Source organism: Rhodococcus sp. SBT000017, from assembly GCF_003688915.1.
Classification (GTDB): domain Bacteria; phylum Actinomycetota; class Actinomycetes; order Mycobacteriales; family Mycobacteriaceae; genus Rhodococcoides.
This window is the reverse complement of the sequence record NZ_REFU01000001.1, coordinates 3646417-3666768: the sequence shown is the minus strand read 5'-3', so window position 1 is coordinate 3666768 and position 20352 is coordinate 3646417. Positions and strand designations below refer to the sequence as shown.

The window sequence follows — 20352 nt, the reverse complement described above, 5'->3', positions numbered from 1 at the left end:
CAGGTTTTAGGGTCTACTTCATGACAACGAGCAGACCGATGCAACCGCCCGAGCTTCAGCCGATCGGGTTCTGGACCGCGCGAGCCGGGGAAGCCATTCGAACCCGGACCCGCGGTGCGCTCCACGAAATCGGCGTCACACAACCCGAATGGTGGCTACTACACCAGATCTCACTGCATCCCGCGGGAGCCGATCGCGCCGAGACGATCGAGAAGATCGGGCACAACGACACCCCGGAAGCAATTGTCGATGCCATCGACTCCGCGCGTTCCAAAGATTGGATCGTGGAATCGAATTCGCGTCTGAAGTTCACCCCGGACGGTCGTGACACTTTCCGGCGCGCAGCCGATCTCCAGAACATGCTGCAGGAGGAGCGAATGAACGGCATCAGTGCGGCAGACTTCGTGACCACCATCGAAGTCCTGCAACGAACAATCCGGAACGTCGGAGGCGACGCCTGGCATTGGTGACGATCAGGCGCGTCGGGTCGCCTCCGCCCTCGCGTGTGAGACTGTCGGCTGTGCGAGCACTCGTTGGTATCTCGACCATCTCGGTCGCCTGCTCGGCGTCGATCGCCTTGTACGCCGCCGCGCAGCTGGCGACGATCGGAATCATCGAGACCGGGCCGCTTTTCGAGATCATGGTCGTCCTACCGGCCGTGATCGCCATCGTCACGTCGATTCTCGGTGCTCTGGTCGGTCTCGGCATGCTGGTTCGTTCTTCGACCCGGAAGCTTCCCTTCGTACTCATGGCCATCGGCCACCTCGCAACCACCGTCGGAGTAGTCGCCGTCGTCATATGGTCGACGCGGCCATCGGCGTCGGGTTGGGATCTGCTGCTCCTTCCCGCGCCGGTTGTATTGGGACAACTCGTCGTACTGGCGGGTCTCGGCGTGCTGATTCTGCTCCGTTCACGCTCGAATTCAGTTCGCGGACAACAACCCTGAAGTCAGGGTTTCGTCCGCGGCCCAGGGCCACCGAGTACTGTCGACTGCCGGCGACGAACGCGTACTTCACTCGACGCGGTGCTCTGCCGATAGACTCGATGCGCTCCAGTGGGAAGCCGATCAGTGTGGAGACCTTACGCATCCGAACGAGCCTCGCGGGCCGCTGCTGCGAATGCGGCCATGCTCGGGAACTCGAAGTCGACACTGTATTCCTCGGACGGCTCCGGCGTTGCTCCCCATCCGGGGCGATCGTGCCGCCGATCGATCCACACCGAAGCGATGCCGTGCCGTTTCGCCGGCACGTGGTCGTGGAACAGGCTCTGCGCAACATGGAGTAGTCGTGACCGTGGAACGCCCAACGTCTCGAGGACTCCGTCGAGCGCGTCGAAGTGGTTGTCGGCCGGTTTGTAGGCCTTGACGTCCTCGGCGGTGACGATGGCATCGAACTGCACGCCGAGCCGGCGGTTGCTACCTGCGAAGCCGTCGCGATGCACATTGGACAGGATGACGAGCTTGTAGCTCTCGCCGAGGGACGACAACGCGTCGGCCGAGTCCTCGAATGCCGGCCAGTCCGGAACGGACGCCCCGAGCCTGTCCGCCCATTCGGCCGAGACAGATATTCCCAACTCGCCACCGGTCCGTGTGAAGGCGTCGGCGAGTATCCGAGGGTACAGCGCAGAGGGCGAATCCCGCTGCGCCTGAGCTTCGTTGACGCCGTGCAGCTCGAGAAGCTCGTCATCGGACAACGGCGAACCGGCCTGCTGCGCCCATGGCCTGAGCACCTCGAGAATGCCGGCTTCCCAATCGATCAGCGTTCCGTAGCAATCGAAGCTCAGGACGTCGTAGTCGGCGAGATTCATGTGGCCGGGCCTCCTTGCGAAATTCGATGGCGGACGACTGTTCGTGCCGATACCGTCTCCAGATCATGAGCAGCCTACTGCCCTTTATCTGCCCACGACCGTGTGTCGGTCGTCAGGGCAGCCCAGTGCACAGCTGAAGTCCGGACGTCCGACTCGGTCGAGGAAATCCCATCCGTCGATCGGCAAAGGACCCTCACATGACCAGCTATATCTCCAATTCCCAACTGATTCAGGATCTCTCGATACGCGACCTGACCGATCCGAACCAGGGCGCACACGCGATGCAACTCTTGTTGACCGCTGTGGTCGAGAATCTCACACGCACGTGGAACACGGACACCGAGGTTCTACGGCTCAGTGCCGTCGTACCCGTGCAGGACAACTACGACAAGCTAGGCTTCGACGCCGATGCCGTCACCCGTGACCGACGGTACTCGCGCTACATCGGTCCCGACGTGATGCTGCGCAGTCACACATCCGCATACATCCCATGGATACTCGAGCAGATGGACGACGCATCGGACGTCGATCGGCTTCTCGTTCTGCCCGGCCTCGTATATCGACGCGACGCCATCGACCGCATGCACGTCGGTGCGCCTCATCAAGTCGATCTGTGGCGCGTGGTGTCCCGTCCGGGCGTCACCGACGTGGATCTGATGGCGATGATCGAGTCCGTTGTCCGTTCGGTCCTGCCGGACGCCCAGTGGAGGGCAGTGCAGGCGGACCATCCGTACACCCGGGGTGGCTACCAGATCGACGTGCGCGTGGGCGACGCCTGGATGGAGCTCGCCGAATGCGGCTTGATCTCGTCAGAGTTGTTGCAGCGCAGTGACCTCAACCCGGATCGGTGGTCCGGCCTCGCACTCGGAATGGGGTTGGACCGCGCGTTGATGCTGCACAAAGGGCTGGACGACATCCGACTTCTCCGCACTGAAGATCCGCGTATTCGAGAACAGCTGCTCGACCTCGAACCGTGGCGCCCGGTGTCGACCATCCGCCGCGACATTTCCGTCGTGGTTCACCGGAGCGTCGACGGCGAACTACTCGAATCCGTGGAGCTACTCTCCATCACACACTATGACGATCTGCCCGATGCCGCCCGCGTCCGAGTCGGCCTCGATGCCGACCAAGTCAATGCGTCGATCCGCATGACGCTGCGGCCGATCGGTCGCACGATGACCGACGGTGAGGCAAATCTACTGCGCGACAGAGTCTATCGAGCTGTTCACATCGGCCCTTCATCCGAGCTGATCGACGGTAGAGTTCCTCGTGACAGTCGATCAGCTGACGATGAAAGGCAGAACCTGTGAATATGCGCAAGGACGACGCGGTACGCAAGGTCGCCGACGCGCTGAATGCGATCGAGAAGCCCTGGCAGCCTCATCGACTCGTCAGCGTCAACGACTATGACGTCAAAGTCGTCAAGTTGCTCGGGGAATTCGTTTGGCACACACACCCCGACACCGACGAGATGTTCTTCGTCCACAGCGGAGAACTCACCATCCAGCTTCGCGACCGCGATGTCGTTCTCGGCCCCGGAGACGTGTACGTGGTCCCAGCGGGCGTCGAACACTGCCCCAAAGCCGTCGAAGAAGTCTCCGCTCTACTGTTCGAGCGATCGGGCACCGTCAACACCGGGGATGTGGGTGGGGAGATGACTTCCCAGCTCCACGAGTTGTGACGCGGCTACAGCTGCGCCCTGCTGTCCCGTCCGACGCCGACTTCCTCTTCTCGATGGCTTCTGACCCCGATGTCGTTCGATGGGTCGGCGATGGAAAACCCTGGAGTAGATGCTATTTCGATGGACGGTTTCTACGTGCCCTGAACCCTGAGAACATCCGAGCGCCGGACATGCCCAGGTGGTTCATCGGCACCGACGAGGATCGACATCCAGTCGGCTTGCTCAGTCTGATTCGACGTTCGGACCACATCGAGGTCGGGTACTGGGTGCATCCGGCCGAATGGGGTCGTGGCTACGCCGGCGAACTGCTCGACCTTGCGCAGGATCACACGTATGGTCCCCCGATGGCCGCGCAGGTGTATCCGGCGAACAGTGCCTCACGTCGGGTGCTCGAGCGTGCCGGATTCACCCTCGTCGACGACGGTGATCCCATGATCTTTCGATGTCCTCCGAAGTAGCGATTCTACGGTTCACCAGGTCCTGATGGGACGGGGCCGAACCGTGGAACGGCCGGTGGTGACGCCGCGCACCATGGGTCTCATCAGGAACTCGTGCGGGAACCCGAGGTCGATATCGCTGGCTTCGTGCAGTGTGTCGAGGTGGGATTCGTCGAAGGTCACATCGAGGGCAGAGATGTTCTGCTGCAACTGTTCCGGAGTGCGCGCACCGATCAACGAGCTGACGACGGACGGATGCCGAAGCGTCCACGCCAGAGCCACCTGAGCAGGAGTCACGCCGAGTTGGCGAGCGACCTCGACGACGGCGTCCGCGATTGCGAGCCCCCGCGTGGTCAGCGTCCCGTTCGCCTTCGCATGATCACGTCGAGTTCCGGCCGGCGCATCGGAACCCGGAGTCGCGAGGTCCGCAGCGGTGTACTTTCCGGTCAGCACTCCGCCGCCGAGCGGTGCCCAGGGAATCACGCCGAGCCCAAGATCTGCTGCCATGGGCAGCAATTCACGTTCGGTGGTTCTTTCGATCAGGCTGTATTCCACTTGAAGGGCCGCGAACGACGGCCGGCCCCTCATGTCGGCAATGGTCTGCATGCGCGCGACCTGCCACGCTGGCGTATCCGAAATGCCCAGATAGAGAACCTTTCCCGATCGGACCAGCTCGCCGAGCGAAGAAATGACCTCGTCGCTCGGAGTCACACCGTCCCACGCGTGCAGGTACAGCAGATCGATGTAGTCCGTCCCGAGATTCTTCAGACTCGCCTCGACGGATCCACGAAGACTCTTTCTGCCGCCCCCGCCGGCATTGGGATCCGAAGGTTCACGCGTCGCCGCATACTTGGTCGCGACGACGACCGAGTCACGTCGGCCACGGAGAAACTCGCCGAGATACCGTTCCGATTGGCCGTCGGTGTAGATGTTGGCGGTATCGACCATGTTGCCCCCGGCATCGAGATACGCGTCGAAGATGCGTTTCGAGTCCTTCTCGTCGGCACCCCACCCCCAGGCGTCGCCGAATGTCATGGTTCCCAACGACAATGGTGATACCCGCAGTCCCGAGCGTCCGAGCAATCGATAGTCGTCCATGCGCGTCATGTCCTGTCCCCCTCCTCGATTCGTCTACCTCGATCACGGTCACAGATGCATAGAGCCGCGGGAAGGATGTGTTCTTCCTGGGACGAGCGATACCAGGCTGATCACGCTGAACTGGCCTACCCTGGATGAGTGAATACGACGCCACCGCAGCGAGGTCGGCACGAGCTGGCCGCATTTCTGCGTGCCCGACGCGAGGCGCTCGCGCCGTCGGACGTCGGCCTGCCACCTCGGATAGGAGCGTCACGCACGCCCGGTCTGAGACGTGAGGAGGTCGCAACGCTGGCCGGTGTGAGCGTCGACTATCTCGTACGGCTCGAGCAGGCACGTGATGTTCGGCCATCCGCCCAGGTGGTGCAGTCACTGTCGAACGCACTGAAACTGTCCGCTGATCAGACCGGCTACCTGTTCACCCTCGCAGGTCATCGCGCACCCGAGCGACCCGCCACCCAGCAGGTGCCCGCCGGCATCGGAGCGTTGATCGACGACATCGGTCCGCTGCCGGCGATGGTGCTCAACCACCGACTCGACATCCTCGCCGTGAACGAGACCATGGCCGCGCTGCTTCTCGACATCGACGAACGTCCGGCGTCGGAGCGGAATGTTCTACGAATGTGTTTCCTGGACAGCCGGTTCGACGGCTTCTACGATGCGCGCGACGATGTGGTCCGCGGTGCAGTTGCCGACCTGCGTGCCGCCTGGGTGAACCATTCACACGACGCCGAACTCGCGGCCTTGATCGACGAACTCGAGCGAGGCAGCGCAGAATTCTCCCGCTATTGGCAGTCCCGAGAAGTGTCGGTGCGCAGCCGGGGAGACAAACCCATGCATCATCCGCTCGTTGGACCGGTGACCGTGACATTCGATGTTCTCACGCCACTCGGCGACCCGGACCTGCGGTTGATCGTCTACCGGCCTGCCGATGCGCAATCTCGGTCTGCGCTGGACGAACTCGGCCGTTTCCGTTCTCATCGGAAGCAGCGGCACCTACGCACGATCTGAATCCGACCTTTCGCGGCACGCAAAGTCGAGACTCCATCGGTGCAGTGCTCCTATCGTTTCGGGCAGAACAAAGGAAGGTCACCGGCACATGCTCGAACGATGGAACGCAGCACTCGACTACATCGAGAACAATCTCGGCCGCGAGATCGATCCGAGCGAGCTCGCCCGGATCACCCTCACATCGGAGTACCACTTCCGACGCGTGTTCTCGGCACTGGCTGGACTACCGCTGTCGCACTACATCCGACAACGCCGAATGACACTGGCAGCAGCCGACATTCTCGACGGACAGGGCGTACTCGACGTTGCGAGCAAATACGGGTACACCGCAGACGCATTCACCCGCGCCTTCCGAGACCTCCACGGCATCACACCATCTCGAGCACGCCGACCCGGAGCCATCCTCAGTTCCAGACAAGCAGTGACATTTCACCTGACCATAGAAGGACGAAGCACCATGCGATACCGCATCACCGACCTGCCCGCATTCCACATCGTCGGCAGAACCACCCGAATCCCACTCCGGTTTCACGGCGAGAACACCGCCATGACCGAATTCCACCGAAGCCTCGCCCCCGGAACCGGCGAAAAGTTGCGCGAACTCGCCGACCTGCCCGAACTCCCCGACATCCTCTTCGTCAGCGACGGCTTCGAGCCCGAACGCGAAGACGGCAGCCTCTTCGACTACTACTTCGCAGTTGCAAGCACTTTGGCTGGAACATCCGACTGGGACACCCTCGCCGTGGCCGCATCGACATGGGCGGTGTTCGAGACGAGCAGCGACACCGCACTCGCCCCCGCACTCCAACAACTCTGGGCCGACGCCTTCAGCGAATGGTTCCCCTCCAACCCCTACGAAGTGATCCCGGGGCCGGAAATCCTGACCGTCACCGAAGCCTCCCCCGACTGGACCTCGGGAGCGGGAGAACTCTGGATTCCAGTCCAACGAACTCGATAGCCGTCCCTCACTCCTTCCCCTCCCCGCCCCGCCTTCCATGGCCACTCAATGTGACATTCAGTGGCCTTTTTGGGGGTCAATGTCACATCGAGTGGACTGCCGGAGGGAGACCAGCGCACGGCCGATCGGTCTCGGCCGCCGTGCTCGGTAGTCTGACGGCATGTTGGCCGGTCGACGCGAGGCGCTGCGTCGGCGATATCTGTCGCTGGGGCTCGGCGAGCTTGCCGCAGCAGCTGTCTTCCTGGCGGTCGCCCTCACCATGGCGATACCGAGGCTCGACGACCAGCAGGACCGTCTCGCGTTGTGGTCCGCCCTTGTCCCATTGCTGATCGTGCTCGTACAAGCGGGTATCTACTGGCTGCTGGCGCGTTCCTGGGTAGAACACCACCCGATGCCCGTCTTCCTCCGCGGGGTGTACCGGGTATGTCGAATCGTCGACGTCGCGTTGCTGGCTGGCGGGTTGGTGGGCATCGTCGTATGGTTTCCCGCCGGGATCGGTGCGGCTCTCGCTGTCGTTGCGGTGTGGCTCCTCGGAGTCATCGAGTTCGTCAACTACTTCGTCGTCAGACTTTCTTATCCCGCACGCAGTTGGTTTTCGACTGTTCGTCAGCTGCGCACACCTCGATTGGTGCGCGACATGACCACTGTTGCCTGACTCCAACTACGGAGTCCCTCGCGGGTACTCGATGTGACATTCAGTGGACTTTTCGGCAGTCAATGTCACATCGAGTGGACTTTCGGTTGACCGAGCCGAGAGCTCAGGACGATCGGCGAGAGAGGATTTCCGTGATGTCGGTCAAAGCAGGGATTGCCGCAGAGAGTGCTCGACGGCTGTCCTCGGTCAGCTCGTCGAGTGCGTCCGATAGCACCTGCGAGCTGACTGCGTCGTATTCGTTGAGGAGACGGAGGGCCTTCGGCGACGCCGTCAGGTTGGCTCCCCGGAGGTCGTTCGACGAGATCGATCGTTCGACGAGACCCGCGTCGACCATTGCCTTGATCAGGTTACTGACGGTGGAACGGGCGAGGTTGAGATGTGCGGCGAGGACTCCGGGGCTCATCGACGGCTTATCGGCTAGGGCCCTCATCACTTCGACGTGCGAGTCCGGGAGGTCCGGCAAGTCCGCGGCCTCGCGGGTCGCACGGAGCAACGAGCGTCGCAGCGGCCCCAGTTGTCGCCCGAGTTCGATCGCGGAGGAGTGCATCGTTCGATGATCTCACATGTAGTTTTGCCGCAAACATAGTTTTGTGACAAAATGGCCTTATGAATACAGACACCTCGGTACAGAATCCGGTCCCGAATCAGGACCTCAGCGGCATCGTCGGCCACCGATTCATCTACACGTACGCGAACAAGTGGCAGTACGAGATGTACGTCAAAAACGCCACGACGATCGACTACCGCATCCACACCGGCATGGTCGGTGGCCGATGGGTCAAGGACCAGCAAGTCGATCTGGTCCAACTCGACGACGACGTCTACAAGATCTCATGGAACGAGCCCACTGGGACATCCGTCGTCGTCAACGTCATTCCCGGCAAGCGGCGCCTGCACGGCACGATCTTCTTCCCGCAGTGGATCGAACTCGACGGAACCAAAACTGTTCTCTTTCAGAACGATCACCTAGACCGAATGCGCGCCTACCGCGACGCGGGCCCGACTTACCCCATCTATGTGGTTCCAGAATTCGCCACCATCACCCTGTTCGAGTACGTCGGCGTAGACGACGAGAGCATCGTGGCCGTGGCTCCCGCGGATCTTCCCGACGGATTCGCCGACAGGACCAACTGACATGCAGCCGGACCTGACCTTCATCGCACATCTGTCCGTGACAGTAGGCGAGCCGATCGACCTGGGCCAGGTATCCGATGGGCATCGCCGTCTCGTCCCGATTCTCGGCGGGACCGTTGAGGGCCCCTTGATGAAAGGCATCATTCTCCCCGGCGGTGCCGATAACCAGATACTTCGGACCGCCACTCTTACCGAACTCGATGCCCGATACGCACTCGAGACCGATGCGGGCGAACGAATATCTGTTCACAACACCGGTATCCGAAGCGGAACCCGCGCAGACATCGACGCACTGATCCGCGGAGAAGACGTGCCCGCCGATCGCATCTACTTCCGTAGTCAACCCAGACTGTCCTCCGCCGCGAACAGACTCCGGTGGATGAGCGAGCGGATATTCATCGGGTCCGGCCAGCGATTACCGAACTCCGTGGAGCTGGACATCTATCAGGTCACGTGACCGATGCGATTCCGCGCAGTCAATGTGACGTTCAGTGGACTTTTCGGCAGTCAATGTCACATCGAGTGGACTGGCAGGGGGATCAGGCAATCGATTGGCCGTAGACGTGTGTCACCGAGATGGTCATCAGTACTCGTCGATCAGCGACCATGACTGCTCGGTATTCGTTCCAATCGGGGTGTTCACCCGCTGCGGCGCGGAAGTAGTCCACCAGAGCATCGACTTCGGGGCTGTCGGGTGACGATCCCGGGCCGGTGAGGGTGACGGTTCCTTCGGCCGTTGCCCATGCTGTGCCGTCGGCGCTGGTCACTTCGAGCGCGGCACGAGGGTCTCGGCGCAGATTCGCCGTTTTCGCTCGCCCGTCGGTGACCGAGATGGTGATGGTGCCGGCTGCCAGGTCGTAGAACGGTGTCACCGGCGAGAGCTGCGGCATTCCGCTGGCTTTGATGGTGGCGAGCACGCCGATTCGGCTCTGCTCGAGAAGCGCATGTGGATCGTAAGAGCTCGCGGTCATGGCTTCTCCTCGGTCGTCGAAACAAGCGTGCACGAACTTCTACCGAGAACGCCGTCGACGACTCGATTGTTCCGTTCCGACCTCACGGTTGTCTGTCGTTGAACAACTCCGCCGCGTAGGCCCCGATTGCTCGACGGTATCTCCCCAGCGCCGGATCTGCCGCGTGCAGTGCGTTCCGCAATGCCTGCGCACCGTCCCCCTTGTCCCACAATGCGAGTGCCACGAATGCATCTCGCGCAGACAAGTAATCGGTCGAGAACTCGAACTCCTCGAGCACTCGCAACGCGTCGTCCTGTCGGCCTACGTTGCGGAGCGAGCTCGCCAGTTGAATCCGAGCCTGGTTCTCCCTGTCGACATCGAGCCCGTGGGACAACGATGCCTCGTACAGCGGGACGGCCGCGGATTCTTCGCCCAGGAAGTCTTCCAGGGAAGCTCGCTCGAACAATCCACGGGCATCGGAACACTGTGCAGAGGAGAGCAATTGGTCGATCTGAATCCGCATACGAACGGGATCTGTATCGTCCGCGTCGCGCCAGAATTCCGCCATTCGATCATCCCAACTCTGCATGAAGTCGATCGTCCACGATGCCCCGGCCTGCCGCCACCGCTGCGTCTTTCAACACATGCATCGTCTTCGATACTTGAACCACCTGACCCGGATATTCAGAAGGTCGACTCTTGGCGCAACGATGACACTCGACAGCTATCGAGCTGCCACGAATTCGATGCGATTGCCCACTCCATCACGGGTATGGAACCGTCTGCGACCCGGGATCTCCTCGGGGTCGGCCCAGTTCACCGGGTAGCCGGCAGACGTCAACGCCACAGCGGTCGCATCGACGTCGGTGACAAAAGCCGGGTGCGCCTTCACTGCCGGACGAAAGTCGTCCTCGATGCCAATATGGACCTCACCATCGGGACCACCCAGGCCCGGCACCCGAAACCAACAGCCGCCGCGGACGGCCAACAGCGGCGGCTTCGGAATCTCCTCCCAGCCGAGAGCACCCGAGTAGAACTCCCTCTCGCGGTCTTCGCCACCCGCCGGACACGCGACCTGCACATGATGAATCATCGACCGAACGTACCGCCGACTCGATTGACACGCCGGTGAACGGTAGGCAAACGTATGGGCATGCAACTGAGATTTCTGGCCGGCATCTCGACGGCCTTCGCATTCAAGCTCCTGCTGATGCGAGCGCTGACACTCAAGCTGCAGCGAGACATCGAAGCACTGAACAACGGCAACTACCGACCGCTGCTGTCGTCCTTCCACCGAGACGCTGTGCTCAAGTTCGCCGAGGGAGACAGCCGCTGGTCGGGCACCCACCGCGGTCGCGCAGCCATCGAAAGATTCTTCCAGGACCTCGTCGCAGCCGGTATCCAAGGCCAGATCACCGAAATCTACAGCGGCGGCGCACCCTGGCGAATGACCCTGCTCGCCCGCTTCGACGACCGAGCCCACGCAGCCGACGGCACCCAGATCTACAACAATCGCACCGTGCTCCTGGTCCGCACGAGCTGGGGGAAAATCATCTCGCAGGAAGACTTCTTCGAGGACACCACTCGCATCGACGCATTCGAGAAGAAACTGCGGCAACTCTAGATCCCGCCGGCCCCGGCGTGACACTGTGCGTTCCGCCGGTACTCAATGTGACGTTCAGTGGCCTTTTCGGGGGTCAATGTCACATCGAGTGGACTCCAGGGTCGGAAGGGGTGGGGCGGCGATAGGTCACCTGTGGGTAGTTGTCGGCATTCGTCACGCTGGCGTGCACGTTGTATACCGTGCGCACCAGGTGTTCGGTGATCACTTCGTTCGGGGTTCCCGATGCCACGATGGCGCCGTTGTTCAGGACGATGATGCGGTTGCAGAACATGGCGGCGAGGTTGAGGTCGTGCAGGGCGATGTAGCTGCTCAGGGGTAGGCCTGCGACGAGGGTGAGGATGTCGAGTTGGTGTTGGATGTCGAGGTGATTGGTCGGCTCGTCGAGAAGTAGTTCGGTGGGTTGTTGGGCGAGGGCGCGGGCGATCTGGACTCGTTGGCGTTCGCCGCCGGAGAGGGTGTGCCATCGTCGGCCGGCTTTCGATGCCATGGCGGTGTCGGTGAGTGCCTGCGCTATCGCGGCGTCGTCGTCGGATGCGTCGCCGCCGAGGATGCCGTGATGGGGGATGCGGCCGAGGCGGACGACATCGCGGACGCTGATGTCGACGTCGGTGTCGGAGTGTTGGTCGACCATTGCCACGCGTCTGGCGATGCGGCGTCGACGCAATGTTCGCAGGTTGTCTCCGTCGAGCAGCACGTCGCCGCTGTCGGGGGCGACGATGCCGGCGAGAATGCGCAGTAGCGAGGATTTGCCCGAGCCGTTGGGTCCGATCAGGCCGATGGTCTCGCCGGGTTCCGGCTCGAAGCTGATGCCGTCGAGGATCGGGTGTCCACCGCGGGTCCATCGAATGTCCGTCGCGTGCAGTGTCATCGAGATCTCCGTAGCCGAAAGAGAATCAGTGCGAAGGCCGGCACACCGATCAGTGCCGTGACCACTCCGACTGGAATTTCCTGCGGTGCGAACACCGTTCGGGCGATGGTGTCGACCCAGACCATGAAGATCGCGCCCATCACCACCGTCGTCGGGAGCAGTCTTCGGTGGCGCGCTCCCACGAGGAATCGGGCGGCATGCGGAAGAACCAGGCCTACGAATCCTATGGCTCCGGCGGCACTGACGAGGGCGGCGGTGATCACTGCGGTGATGACCAGCAACAGGATTCGCACATATTTCACCGGAACGCCGAGGGATGCGGCCGCGTCGTGCCCGAAGGTGAAGGCATCGAGGGCCGAGGTGTTGAACAGGCACACCACCATTCCAAGCAGTGCCACAGCACCGCACAGTGCCACGTCTGTCCAGTCGGCGCCGCTCAAAGAGCCGAGCAGCCAGAACAGCACTCCCCGGGTTTGTTCGGCATCGGCCGAAGAGATGACGATGAACGACGTCAGAGCCGAGAACAGCTGTGTACCAGCCACTCCCGCGAGTACGACGCGGTCGTTGCCGCCGCCCGCACCTGCGGCGAGCAGCATCACCAGCACGAACGACAGCAGCGCTCCGGCGAACGCTCCGGTGGACAGCGACAGTGCGCCGCCACCGACGCCGAGCACTGCGACGACGACGGCACCGGTGGATGCGCCCGACGAGATACCCAGCACGAACGGGTCGGCCAGGGGATTGCGCAGCAGCGATTGCATGATGGCTCCGCACAGCGCGAGGCCAGCACCGCAGATGGCGGCGAGCAGCGTTCGCGGCAACCGCAACTGCCAGACGATACCGTCCTCGATGCGGCTCACTCCGGCCGTGCCGATCCCGATGTGTCCCAGTATCACTCGATACACATCGGACACCGACACGCTGGCCGGGCCGATCATCACGGCCACGCCGATCGAGAGCACCAAGACCACGAAGCCGCCGAGCAGAAGCGGGATCAGCAACCCGCGATCGGTCCGGCTCATGGGGTGGTCAGTCCCCAATTCTGCAGAGCTGCAGCAACTTTCTCGACCCCGTCGATCGTGCGGATCGACGGGTTGAGGTCGGCGCCGTTGACGACGATGTACCGCTTGTCCTCGACGGCGGTGAGGCGGCTCGTGACGGGATTCGATTCCAGGAAGCCGATCTTGCTGTCGAGCGCATCACCGGCGATGCTCCGACGGCTCAGATCGGCGAGCACGAGCGCGGTGGGATCGCGATCGAGAACACTCTCCCAATTGACCTGCGGCCATTCGTCGGTGGTGTCGGCGTAGATGTTCTCGGCACCGACCGATCCGGTGATGATGCCCGACGATCCACAGCATCCGGCCATGTACGGGGTGTCGGTGTCGGCGAACCAGTACGCCAGCGTCACACCCGAGGCGTCGACGGCTCCCGAAGCCTTCGCGAAGCGATCCTGCAGCTCGCGGACGAAGCGTTCGCCGCGATCACGCACGTCGAAGATGGCTGCGAGTTCGCGAATCTCCTGGTAGACGGTCTCGATCTCGAGCGGTGATGTGCGCGCGCCGTCGGAGTTGACGCTGTCGTCGGTCTTGCCGTTGCAGTCGGTGGGAGAGAGGTAGCTCGGCACACCGAGCTGCTCCAGCTGATCCCTGTCGGCGACGCCTCCCGGCCCGAGGGTGCCGCCGAACGACGCGGAAACGAAGTCGGGCTCGGCGTCCAACACCACTTCCAAAGAGGGCTTGTTGTCCGCCAACCTGGGGACCTTCGCGTTCTCCGATTCGAGGTTTGCGCGGACGGGATCGGTCCAGGTGGCGGTGCCGACCATGCGGTCTGCCAACCCGAGTGAGAGAAGGATTTCCGTCGAACTCTGATTCAACGAGACCGCACGTTGCGGTGGGGCGTCGACGACGACGTCGCGGCCGCAATTGTCGATGGCCAGCGGGTAGTTTCCGGTGGTCGGGGTGGCCGCGTCAGTCGTCGCCGTGGACGAACAGCCGGCAAGAACAAGGATCGAAACAGCGCCTAGTACGGCGAGGGTGGTACGCATCGTGAAGAGCTTCCTGCTGAGGGCTCGTGTCGCGGAGCCGCGGATGGAGGTGAATCACGACGTCCGAGCATTCGGACTTCGAGCTCTCGCTCGTCACCGTTGCGCGCCAGCTCCGGAATTGCACCGGATTCCCTCGTTCGTCGCGTGCTGACTCTATCGTGCGGGGTACTCGACGGTCAGTGTGCCGCTGCTGTCACCGGCTCCTGTACATGGCTACGCGGAAAGGTTCTGCGCGCCAACACGACTACGGCCAGCGCTGCGGCGACCAGGGCCGTTGCAGCAGCGGTGACGGCCACGATGCCGCTGAGGTCGATCACCACACCGCCCACCAGAGCGCCCGTCGCGATCGCCAACTGGAAGGCAACGACATAGATCGCCGACGCCTTGTCCGCATCGGCCGGGGCCGCCCTGACCACTGCCGATTGAATACATACTGGGAGGGTGGTGAATGCCAGCCCCCACAAGGCGATCGCACCGACGGCGAACACGGCCCAGCTTCCCGGCGCTCCGCTCAGGGTGCACCAGAGAACTGCCACCGCAGCGGTCACTGCGCCCAGAGCGGCGATGGTCGAGTGCCGGGGCCACCGGTCGTAGGTTCTGCCGATCAACCAGATGCCGATCACGCCGAACAGCCCGTACAACATCAACATCAGGGTCAGGGTGGTGCCCGCGGATCCGATGGCACGGTCGACGATCACCGAGAAGTAGGTGTACGCGGCGAAGTGACCGAGGACGGCCAGAAATGTCACTCCGCACAGAACGGCCAGGGAGCCGTCGAGCACCCGCGGTGTCTTTTTCGTTTCCGAAGCCGCCCGGGTGACCGGTAGTGCCGGGAGGACGAAGTACAGCGCCACCGCGATTGCTGCGGCCACGATGCCGAGAATCGTTGCTGCCGTGCGCCATCCGAACCACTGGCCCAGGGCGGCAGTGAGTGGGTTGCCGGCGACCAGTGCCAGCGAGGTACCGGCGTACACCGTGGCGATGGCCTTGCCCTGTTTACCGGGCAGCGCGAGCGACGCCGCGACGGGCGCGACGACGGCCCAGAAGACTCCATGCGTTGCCGCGCAGAGCATTCGGGAGATCACCAACATCGGATAGCCGACGGATACCGCCGAGAGGAGTTGCGAAAGTGCCAGTGCGGCAACGGTGATGACGACGACGCGCCGTCGGGGCCACTCGCGCACGAACCGGATCAACGGCATCGTCATCACGGCGACGCCGTACGCGTAGAAGGTCAGCAGGAGACCCACGGCGGACTCGCCGACACCGAGGTCCCCGGATATCTCGGGGAGCAACCCCACAGGCAGCGTTTCGGCCGTGACGTAGATGAATGCGGCTGCGGCGAGCACCAGCAGCTTCGGGAGCGGCGACGACATGCTGTGTATCGTTACACACTGTCCGTGGAGCGCGCTACAGTGGGCCGGTGAACACTCGGGTGACCATGGCTGACGTCGCAGCGTCCGCAGGCGTGTCCACCATGAGCGTCTCCTACACCTACAACCGACCGAGCCGGGTATCGGCCGCCACCCGCGATCGCGTGCACGAGGCGGCAGCCACCCTCGGATACGCCGGCCCCAACCGCACGGCGCGGTCGCTGCGCAGTGGCAGGCACGACAGCATCGGCGTCGTCCTCGGCGAGAAGCTCACCTACGCCTTCGAGGATCCGCAGGCTCGACGCTTTCTGTCCGGGATCGCCGAAGCGTGTCTCGACGCCGACACCGCGCTGGTGATGCTGCCGAACCTGCACCGCGACACCGACAACGCACGCATCCGAGACGCACAGGTCGACGGGTACGTCGTGTGGACCACCGAGATCGACGACCCCCTGCTCGACGTGCTCGTCGACACCGGCCGCCCGGCGTGCATCCAGGGTGGGCCCGACCACCCCGGCCTGAACTGGATCGCCATCGACGACAGAGCGGCAGCCGACGCGGTGGCCACCGCAGCGTTGAACAGCCGATCTCGACCTGCCGTCGTCGCTCTCAGACCCGATACCCGACGCGAATCGACGATCGTGCGTGGCGCGGACGCGTCGGACATCTCGATGCCGGTGACCCGAGCGCGACTCGAGGGCTACCGAGACGCATGCCTGCGAGTCGGGATCGACTGGTCGACTGTACCGACACTGTTCACCACCAACAACGCCCGCGCAGAGGGCGACCGAGCAGCTCGAGTGTTGTTGCAGGACAATGCCATCGACACACTGCTCGTGATGAGCGACGAACTCGCACTAGGGGTGCTCGACGCTGCGGCCGCATCCGGAATCGACGTTCCGGGGCGACTGGCCGTCACCGGGTGGGACGACTCCCCCGCCGCAGCCGAAGCCGGATTGACCACCGTTGCGCAGTCGCTGTTCGATCAGGGCCGGTCGGCGGCCCGGTGGGTGCTCGGACTGAGCGACACTGTGGACGACGCGATCTGGCGCGTCGAAGAACGAACATCGACTGGACGCACAAACGGCCCACAAACCAAGGACACCGTGATCTAATAGTCCTAAAAAAGGGGATGTTCCCTGTTTATAGCGCTGAAGCAGACTCTTCGGTTACTATCACCCTTGGCTGTCCGGCCATGAGGGGGAACAGTGAGCCGAGAGCACGACGCGCCGCCCCGTCATGTCGCCGCAGTTTCCGGAACCGCTGCCGTAAATGGAACCGCTGCCCAACGCGATGCGCTGACCGGACTTCCGAACCGCAACGAGATTCTTGCCCTCATCACCGCCGAACTCGACGCCCGCATTCCGGACCGCCAGTTCAGTGTCCTGCTGGTCGACATCGACGGATTCCGAGAATTCAACGACGCCCTCGGCCCAGCCCAGGGCGATGACCTGCTCTGCATGGTCGCCGACCGCCTCCTGGCCTCCACCCGCCCCGGCGATACCATCGGCCGCCTCACCGGCGACGAGTTCGTCGTCATCGCACGGGGCTGCCACTCCATAGCCGCACGCGCCTTGGCTGCCGGATTCGCGAGCATCTTCGAGCCCGCCTTCGAGCTCGGCGGCCGCCAACTCACCCTCACCGCCAGTGTCGGAGTCGCCTCCAGCACCGACACCGGCATCAGCGCGACCCAACTGGTCCACAACGCCACCGCAGCCATGCACGCCGCCAAGGCCGTCGGACGCAACGAACACCACGTCTTCACCGACGAGCTGCACCACACCAACCGCACCCGACTCGAACTCATCGAACGATTGCGCGGCATCGCGATGGTCGAGCGCGAACTGACCATGGCCTACCAACCCATCGTCGAACTCGCGACAGGAACGGTCGTCGGGGCCGAAGCACTCATCCGATGGAACCACCCCGAACTCGGCCTGCTGATGCCCGACACCTTCATACCCCTCGCCGAGGACGCCGACCTCATCGTCCCACTGAGCATGTGGATACTCGCCGAGGCCGCGCACACGATCGCCGACTGGCAGACCCGCAACATCCACCTGCAAGTGGGCGTCAACATCAGCCCCGCCCACTTCGCCACAGGAACCCTCGCCACCGACGTGATCGACACTGTCGACACCTACGGCATCGAACCCGGACGGCTCGCCCTCGAACTCTCCGAATCACAAACACTGCACGACCTCGACGCCGTCCACTACCAACTCCGCGACGTCCAACGCCACGGCGTCCTCATCGCCATCGACGACTTCGGCTCCGGCTTCTCCTCCCTCGAACGACTCGCCACTCTCCCCGTCGACACCCTCAAGATCGACAAATCCCTCACCCAACACCTCGACAGCGACAACCTGCACCGACGACGCGCCATGACCACACTCTGCAGCGCCCTCGTCGACGTCACCACCACCCTCGGCAAAGACACCGTCATCGAGGGAATCGAGACACCCGAACAACTCCAGATCTGCACCGACATGGGCGTAACCTTCGGCCAAGGACACCTACTCGGACGCCCCATGCCCGTTGCGGCACTCGAACAATTCATCACTCGACACAGCACCCACAGCGAATCCGCATAACCCGAGGAACCGAACGTGAAGATCGACAACGAAGTCCAACGCTTCGCCGACGCACCCCGAGCCCAACTCTCCACCATCAACCCCGACGGCACACCGCACCTGGTACCCATCGTGTTCGCCGTCGCCCCCACCGGCGACCGCATCTACACCGCCATCGACTGGAAACCCAAAACAACCCGAAAACTCCAGCGACTCGACAACATCCGCGCCGACCCCGCCGTCAGCCTCATCGTCGACCACTACACCGACGACTGGTCCCAACTCTGGTGGATCCGCGCCGACGGAAACGCCCACATCGTCGAAACCTCCAGCACCGAAGGCACATCGGCTACCGACGCCCTGGTCGCGAAATACGTTCAATACAAAAACAACAGACCCGAGGGTCCGGTGATCATCATCGACAAACTGTCCTGGCGATCCTGGTCGGCTTCCTGACCCACCCCCCGCCCCCGTTGTCCACTCAATGTGACCTTCGGTGACCTTTTGCCCGTCAATGGCACATCGAGTGGACTGCGGGCGGGTGAAAGTGCAGTGAAATTTGTTGGCACATCGAGTGCACTGTTGACACACTGCTGACCATGCTCGACGTGCCTCCCGATCGGATTGTCACCGACCGCCTTGTCATTCGTCGCGAATCGGCCGACGATGCCGTTGCCATTGCCGACGTGATCGACCGCAATCTCGTTCGCCTTGTGCCGTGGATGGGGTGGGCGACCGAAGAAGCAACACAGCCGTCGGCTCAACTCGCTCGTATTGCCGAGGCCGTCGAGCACTGGGACGCCGGGGAGATGTTCGATTACGGAATTTTCGACCTCGAAGGCGGTGCGTTTCTGGGCAAGATCGGGATGCATCGCCGAATCGGCCCGCACGGAATCGAATTGGGTTACTGGCTCGACGCCGAGGCCGAGGGACGTGGTGTGATCAGCGAGGCCGTCGCTGCCCTCATACAGGAGGCCTTGAAGCTGGACGGGATCATCCGAGTCGAAATTCATTGTGATGCAGCGAATCTCAGGAGTCAGGCCGTACCCGGGAGGCTTGGCTTCATTCTTGACAGGATCGAGCATCAACCGATTGCAGCTGCGTCCGAGACCGGCGAGCACATGGTCTGGGTATATCAGCCCGACCGGTGATAAGCCTGATCCGATCGCGGTCGGACAGTGACGTTCGGTCGCGGTCGCGCCTTGGCCTGCTCGTAACGCGCGCGAAGGTCGGACAGTACTCGTTCCGGATCGTCCCGGATATCGCTCGGCAGATGCGTCACCACGATGAGGCCGGCGTTGTGCGCTCGTTCACGACGCGCCACCGTCGCCCTGTGCGCCGCGGGCGAGAGGTGGTATTCCAGCGAATCGATCTCCCAATCCAATGCGACGTCATCAAGCCAATTGTCGGCGATCAGCAGGAACTTGCCCTGTTCGTCGTGGACGACCACGTTGTGTTGCATCGGCGGAAGTCCGCTGCGCGCGTACAGCTTCTGGGCCTGGGCCTCTGCGACGGAATGCGCGCCGGCCGCCAACTCCCGCAGCACCCGTCGCGGCATCGCCGTCCCTCGTGTACTGCCGGCGTCGAGCTCTTTCATGATCGCATCCACGGTGGCCGCGCCTCGCTGCACGACACTGGCAATCAGCGCCATGCACTGCTCGGCATTCTTCATCCGCCGAACTGCATCGCACAAGCACCGAACGATCGGGGCGACGCGAAGTCCCGACTTGATCTCCGCCGTGGGCATTCGCCACGTCCGCTCCACCACTGCGAAGCTCACGGACTTGCGATGTTGCGGCTCGGGAATCAGTGCGAACGTCTCCTCCAACGAGCCCGACGTGCCCAATCCATGCAACGCCAACCCCGCCCGACCGCTGATGAGAGCATCTTTGCCGCAGTAGATCGCCACAGCGGTGGCGCGTTCCATCGGCGTCAGCGAGCGGTTCTTCAAGAACACCAACCCAGGTAACGCCCGTGACCAGGTGCCGTCCGGCTGGGTGCGTCGAACAATTGTCTTCGACGCCACCCCGAGCTCGAGTAGATGCGCTGTCCTCATGAAGCCGCGATCCGACGCAGCCGCGATCACCTTCGCATCGACTCGTGCTCCACCCCGCTTCACACCCATGATGATGCACAGTCC

At 62.9% G+C, this 20352-nt stretch carries 26 protein-coding genes and 1 riboswitch; of the genes, 15 read left to right on the top strand and 11 right to left on the bottom strand.

Annotated features, from left to right (window positions below; all coding sequences use genetic code 11):
* Positions 1-20 precede the first annotated feature (20 nt).
* A complete protein-coding gene (locus AYK61_RS17125; protein WP_121871684.1) occupies positions 21-470 on the top strand; it encodes a hypothetical protein in 450 nt (149 codons plus the stop codon).
* Positions 471-520: 50 nt separating this feature from the next.
* Positions 521-946, top strand: coding sequence for a hypothetical protein (locus AYK61_RS17120; protein ID WP_128645270.1), 426 nt, complete (start codon positions 521-523; stop codon positions 944-946).
* A gap of 134 nt (positions 947-1080) precedes the next feature.
* Here the strand turns inward: AYK61_RS17120 and AYK61_RS17115 are convergent, their stop codons facing one another.
* Positions 1081-1806 (bottom strand): haloacid dehalogenase type II, encoded by a 726-nt coding sequence (locus tag AYK61_RS17115; protein WP_121871682.1) that lies wholly within the window; start codon positions 1804-1806, stop codon positions 1081-1083.
* A 197-nt stretch (positions 1807-2003) separates the two neighbouring features.
* On the opposite strand from AYK61_RS17115, the gene AYK61_RS17110 reads away from it, so the two are divergent.
* The 3 genes from AYK61_RS17110 to AYK61_RS17100 are packed head-to-tail and all read left to right on the top strand — an operon-like array spanning position 2004 to position 3945.
* Positions 2004-3116: a hypothetical protein gene (locus AYK61_RS17110; protein WP_121871681.1), complete on the top strand. Its 1113-nt coding sequence runs from the start codon at positions 2004-2006 to the stop codon at positions 3114-3116.
* Between the two features lie 2 nt (positions 3117-3118).
* Positions 3119-3487 (top strand): cupin domain-containing protein, encoded by a 369-nt coding sequence (locus AYK61_RS17105; protein WP_121871680.1) that lies wholly within the window; start codon positions 3119-3121, stop codon positions 3485-3487.
* The gene (locus tag AYK61_RS17100; RefSeq protein WP_183130324.1) at positions 3484-3945 is read left to right on the top strand and encodes a GNAT family N-acetyltransferase; all 462 of its coding nucleotides are present in this window, start codon (positions 3484-3486) and stop codon (positions 3943-3945) included. The genes AYK61_RS17105 and AYK61_RS17100 overlap by 4 nt, the downstream gene beginning before the upstream one ends.
* 12 nt (positions 3946-3957) lie before the next feature.
* Here AYK61_RS17100 and AYK61_RS17095 read toward each other — a convergent pair whose 3' ends face one another.
* Entirely contained in the window at positions 3958-5031 is a 1074-nt protein-coding gene (locus tag AYK61_RS17095; protein ID WP_121871679.1) for an aldo/keto reductase, read from the bottom strand.
* A 129-nt stretch (positions 5032-5160) separates the two neighbouring features.
* On the opposite strand from AYK61_RS17095, the gene AYK61_RS17090 reads away from it, so the two are divergent.
* From AYK61_RS17090 to AYK61_RS17080, 3 genes are all read left to right on the top strand, one after another.
* The gene (locus tag AYK61_RS17090) at positions 5161-6030 is read left to right on the top strand and encodes a helix-turn-helix transcriptional regulator (protein WP_121871678.1); all 870 of its coding nucleotides are present in this window, start codon (positions 5161-5163) and stop codon (positions 6028-6030) included.
* Positions 6031-6118: 88 nt separating this feature from the next.
* The gene (locus AYK61_RS17085; RefSeq protein WP_121871677.1) at positions 6119-6988 is read left to right on the top strand and encodes a helix-turn-helix domain-containing protein; all 870 of its coding nucleotides are present in this window, start codon (positions 6119-6121) and stop codon (positions 6986-6988) included.
* Between the two features lie 160 nt (positions 6989-7148).
* A complete protein-coding gene (locus AYK61_RS17080; RefSeq protein ID WP_121871676.1) occupies positions 7149-7643 on the top strand; it encodes a hypothetical protein in 495 nt (164 codons plus the stop codon).
* A 103-nt stretch (positions 7644-7746) separates the two neighbouring features.
* On the opposite strand, the gene AYK61_RS17075 is transcribed toward AYK61_RS17080, so the two are convergent.
* Positions 7747-8190 carry a MarR family winged helix-turn-helix transcriptional regulator gene (locus AYK61_RS17075; protein ID WP_121871675.1) on the bottom strand — a complete coding sequence of 148 codons (444 nt, stop codon included), beginning with the start codon at positions 8188-8190 and terminating at the stop codon, positions 7747-7749.
* A gap of 59 nt (positions 8191-8249) precedes the next feature.
* On the opposite strand from AYK61_RS17075, the gene AYK61_RS17070 reads away from it, so the two are divergent.
* Both AYK61_RS17070 and AYK61_RS17065 read left to right on the top strand, forming a co-directional pair.
* Complete coding sequence (locus AYK61_RS17070) at positions 8250-8777, top strand: phenolic acid decarboxylase (protein WP_121871674.1); 528 nt, start codon at positions 8250-8252, stop codon at positions 8775-8777.
* 1 nt (position 8778) lies between these two features.
* Positions 8779-9234, top strand: a complete 456-nt coding sequence (locus AYK61_RS17065) for a DUF3237 domain-containing protein (protein ID WP_121871673.1) — start codon at positions 8779-8781, stop codon at positions 9232-9234.
* An 82-nt stretch (positions 9235-9316) separates the two neighbouring features.
* Here AYK61_RS17065 and AYK61_RS17060 read toward each other — a convergent pair whose 3' ends face one another.
* The 3 genes from AYK61_RS17060 to AYK61_RS17050 all read right to left on the bottom strand — a co-directional run bounded on the left by AYK61_RS17060 (position 9317) and on the right by AYK61_RS17050 (position 10820).
* Entirely contained in the window at positions 9317-9748 is a 432-nt protein-coding gene (locus tag AYK61_RS17060) for a PPOX class F420-dependent oxidoreductase (protein ID WP_121871672.1), read from the bottom strand.
* Positions 9749-9830: 82 nt separating this feature from the next.
* Positions 9831-10316, bottom strand: coding sequence for a tetratricopeptide repeat protein (locus tag AYK61_RS17055; protein WP_121871671.1), 486 nt, complete (start codon positions 10314-10316; stop codon positions 9831-9833).
* Between the two features lie 135 nt (positions 10317-10451).
* Positions 10452-10820, bottom strand: a complete 369-nt coding sequence (locus tag AYK61_RS17050; protein WP_121871670.1) for a glyoxalase — start codon at positions 10818-10820, stop codon at positions 10452-10454.
* Between the two features lie 60 nt (positions 10821-10880).
* On the opposite strand from AYK61_RS17050, the gene AYK61_RS17045 reads away from it, so the two are divergent.
* On the top strand, positions 10881-11351 hold the full coding sequence (locus AYK61_RS17045) for a nuclear transport factor 2 family protein (protein WP_183130323.1): 471 nt from the start codon (positions 10881-10883) through the stop codon (positions 11349-11351).
* 79 nt (positions 11352-11430) lie between these two features.
* Here AYK61_RS17045 and AYK61_RS17040 read toward each other — a convergent pair whose 3' ends face one another.
* The 4 genes from AYK61_RS17040 to AYK61_RS17025 form a co-directional block, all read right to left on the bottom strand.
* Positions 11431-12219, bottom strand: coding sequence for an ABC transporter ATP-binding protein (locus tag AYK61_RS17040; protein WP_121871669.1), 789 nt, complete (start codon positions 12217-12219; stop codon positions 11431-11433).
* On the bottom strand, positions 12216-13241 hold the full coding sequence (locus AYK61_RS17035; RefSeq protein ID WP_121871668.1) for an iron ABC transporter permease: 1026 nt from the start codon (positions 13239-13241) through the stop codon (positions 12216-12218). The genes AYK61_RS17040 and AYK61_RS17035 overlap by 4 nt, the downstream gene beginning before the upstream one ends.
* Complete coding sequence (locus AYK61_RS17030) at positions 13238-14266, bottom strand: ABC transporter substrate-binding protein (RefSeq protein WP_121871667.1); 1029 nt, start codon at positions 14264-14266, stop codon at positions 13238-13240. Before AYK61_RS17030 ends, AYK61_RS17035 begins: the two co-directional genes overlap by 4 nt.
* Positions 14267-14333: 67 nt before the next feature.
* Positions 14334-14398: riboswitch (cobalamin riboswitch) on the bottom strand.
* 44 nt (positions 14399-14442) lie between these two features.
* Complete coding sequence (locus AYK61_RS17025; RefSeq protein ID WP_121871666.1) at positions 14443-15642, bottom strand: MFS transporter; 1200 nt, start codon at positions 15640-15642, stop codon at positions 14443-14445.
* Positions 15643-15689: 47 nt separating this feature from the next.
* Between AYK61_RS17025 and AYK61_RS17020 the strand changes: the two genes are divergently transcribed.
* From AYK61_RS17020 to AYK61_RS17005, 4 genes are all read left to right on the top strand, one after another.
* Entirely contained in the window at positions 15690-16754 is a 1065-nt protein-coding gene (locus AYK61_RS17020) for a substrate-binding domain-containing protein (protein ID WP_259468101.1), read from the top strand.
* A 93-nt stretch (positions 16755-16847) separates the two neighbouring features.
* A complete protein-coding gene (locus AYK61_RS17015) occupies positions 16848-18233 on the top strand; it encodes a bifunctional diguanylate cyclase/phosphodiesterase (RefSeq protein ID WP_121871665.1) in 1386 nt (461 codons plus the stop codon).
* A 15-nt stretch (positions 18234-18248) separates the two neighbouring features.
* Complete coding sequence (locus tag AYK61_RS17010) at positions 18249-18668, top strand: TIGR03668 family PPOX class F420-dependent oxidoreductase (protein WP_121871664.1); 420 nt, start codon at positions 18249-18251, stop codon at positions 18666-18668.
* A 143-nt stretch (positions 18669-18811) separates the two neighbouring features.
* Positions 18812-19363, top strand: a complete 552-nt coding sequence (locus AYK61_RS17005; RefSeq protein WP_183130321.1) for a GNAT family N-acetyltransferase — start codon at positions 18812-18814, stop codon at positions 19361-19363.
* Here the strand turns inward: AYK61_RS17005 and AYK61_RS17000 are convergent.
* Positions 19348-20337, bottom strand: a complete 990-nt coding sequence (locus tag AYK61_RS17000; RefSeq protein ID WP_183130320.1) for a hypothetical protein — start codon at positions 20335-20337, stop codon at positions 19348-19350. The two genes, AYK61_RS17005 and AYK61_RS17000, sit on opposite strands and share 16 nt — an antisense overlap.
* Between the last annotated feature and the right edge of the window lie 15 nt (positions 20338-20352).

What these genes read in the sequence shown, in the direction of transcription:
- AYK61_RS17000 (WP_183130320.1), bottom strand. Translation starts at nt 20,337, where the DNA reads ATGGGTGTGAAGCGGGGTGGAGCACGAGTCGATGCGAAGGTGATCGCG.
- AYK61_RS17065 (WP_121871673.1), top strand. Translation starts at nt 8,779, where the DNA reads ATGCAGCCGGACCTGACCTTCATCGCACATCTGTCCGTGACAGTAGGC.
- AYK61_RS17095 (WP_121871679.1), bottom strand. Translation starts at nt 5,031, where the DNA reads ATGACGCGCATGGACGACTATCGATTGCTCGGACGCTCGGGACTGCGG.
- AYK61_RS17050 (WP_121871670.1), bottom strand. Translation starts at nt 10,820, where the DNA reads ATGATTCATCATGTGCAGGTCGCGTGTCCGGCGGGTGGCGAAGACCGC.
- AYK61_RS17105 (WP_121871680.1), top strand. Translation starts at nt 3,119, where the DNA reads ATGCGCAAGGACGACGCGGTACGCAAGGTCGCCGACGCGCTGAATGCG.
- AYK61_RS17030 (WP_121871667.1), bottom strand. Translation starts at nt 14,266, where the DNA reads ATGCGTACCACCCTCGCCGTACTAGGCGCTGTTTCGATCCTTGTTCTT.
- AYK61_RS17035 (WP_121871668.1), bottom strand. Translation starts at nt 13,241, where the DNA reads ATGAGCCGGACCGATCGCGGGTTGCTGATCCCGCTTCTGCTCGGCGGC.
- AYK61_RS17115 (WP_121871682.1), bottom strand. Translation starts at nt 1,806, where the DNA reads ATGAATCTCGCCGACTACGACGTCCTGAGCTTCGATTGCTACGGAACG.
- AYK61_RS17070 (WP_121871674.1), top strand. Translation starts at nt 8,250, where the DNA reads ATGAATACAGACACCTCGGTACAGAATCCGGTCCCGAATCAGGACCTC.
- AYK61_RS17075 (WP_121871675.1), bottom strand. Translation starts at nt 8,190, where the DNA reads ATGCACTCCTCCGCGATCGAACTCGGGCGACAACTGGGGCCGCTGCGA.
- AYK61_RS17110 (WP_121871681.1), top strand. Translation starts at nt 2,004, where the DNA reads ATGACCAGCTATATCTCCAATTCCCAACTGATTCAGGATCTCTCGATA.
- AYK61_RS17025 (WP_121871666.1), bottom strand. Translation starts at nt 15,642, where the DNA reads ATGTCGTCGCCGCTCCCGAAGCTGCTGGTGCTCGCCGCAGCCGCATTC.
- AYK61_RS17045 (WP_183130323.1), top strand. Translation starts at nt 10,881, where the DNA reads ATGCAACTGAGATTTCTGGCCGGCATCTCGACGGCCTTCGCATTCAAG.
- AYK61_RS17005 (WP_183130321.1), top strand. Translation starts at nt 18,812, where the DNA reads ATGCTCGACGTGCCTCCCGATCGGATTGTCACCGACCGCCTTGTCATT.
- AYK61_RS17060 (WP_121871672.1), bottom strand. Translation starts at nt 9,748, where the DNA reads ATGACCGCGAGCTCTTACGATCCACATGCGCTTCTCGAGCAGAGCCGA.
- AYK61_RS17080 (WP_121871676.1), top strand. Translation starts at nt 7,149, where the DNA reads ATGTTGGCCGGTCGACGCGAGGCGCTGCGTCGGCGATATCTGTCGCTG.
- AYK61_RS17085 (WP_121871677.1), top strand. Translation starts at nt 6,119, where the DNA reads ATGCTCGAACGATGGAACGCAGCACTCGACTACATCGAGAACAATCTC.
- AYK61_RS17055 (WP_121871671.1), bottom strand. Translation starts at nt 10,316, where the DNA reads ATGCAGAGTTGGGATGATCGAATGGCGGAATTCTGGCGCGACGCGGAC.
- AYK61_RS17040 (WP_121871669.1), bottom strand. Translation starts at nt 12,219, where the DNA reads ATGACACTGCACGCGACGGACATTCGATGGACCCGCGGTGGACACCCG.
- AYK61_RS17125 (WP_121871684.1), top strand. Translation starts at nt 21, where the DNA reads ATGACAACGAGCAGACCGATGCAACCGCCCGAGCTTCAGCCGATCGGG.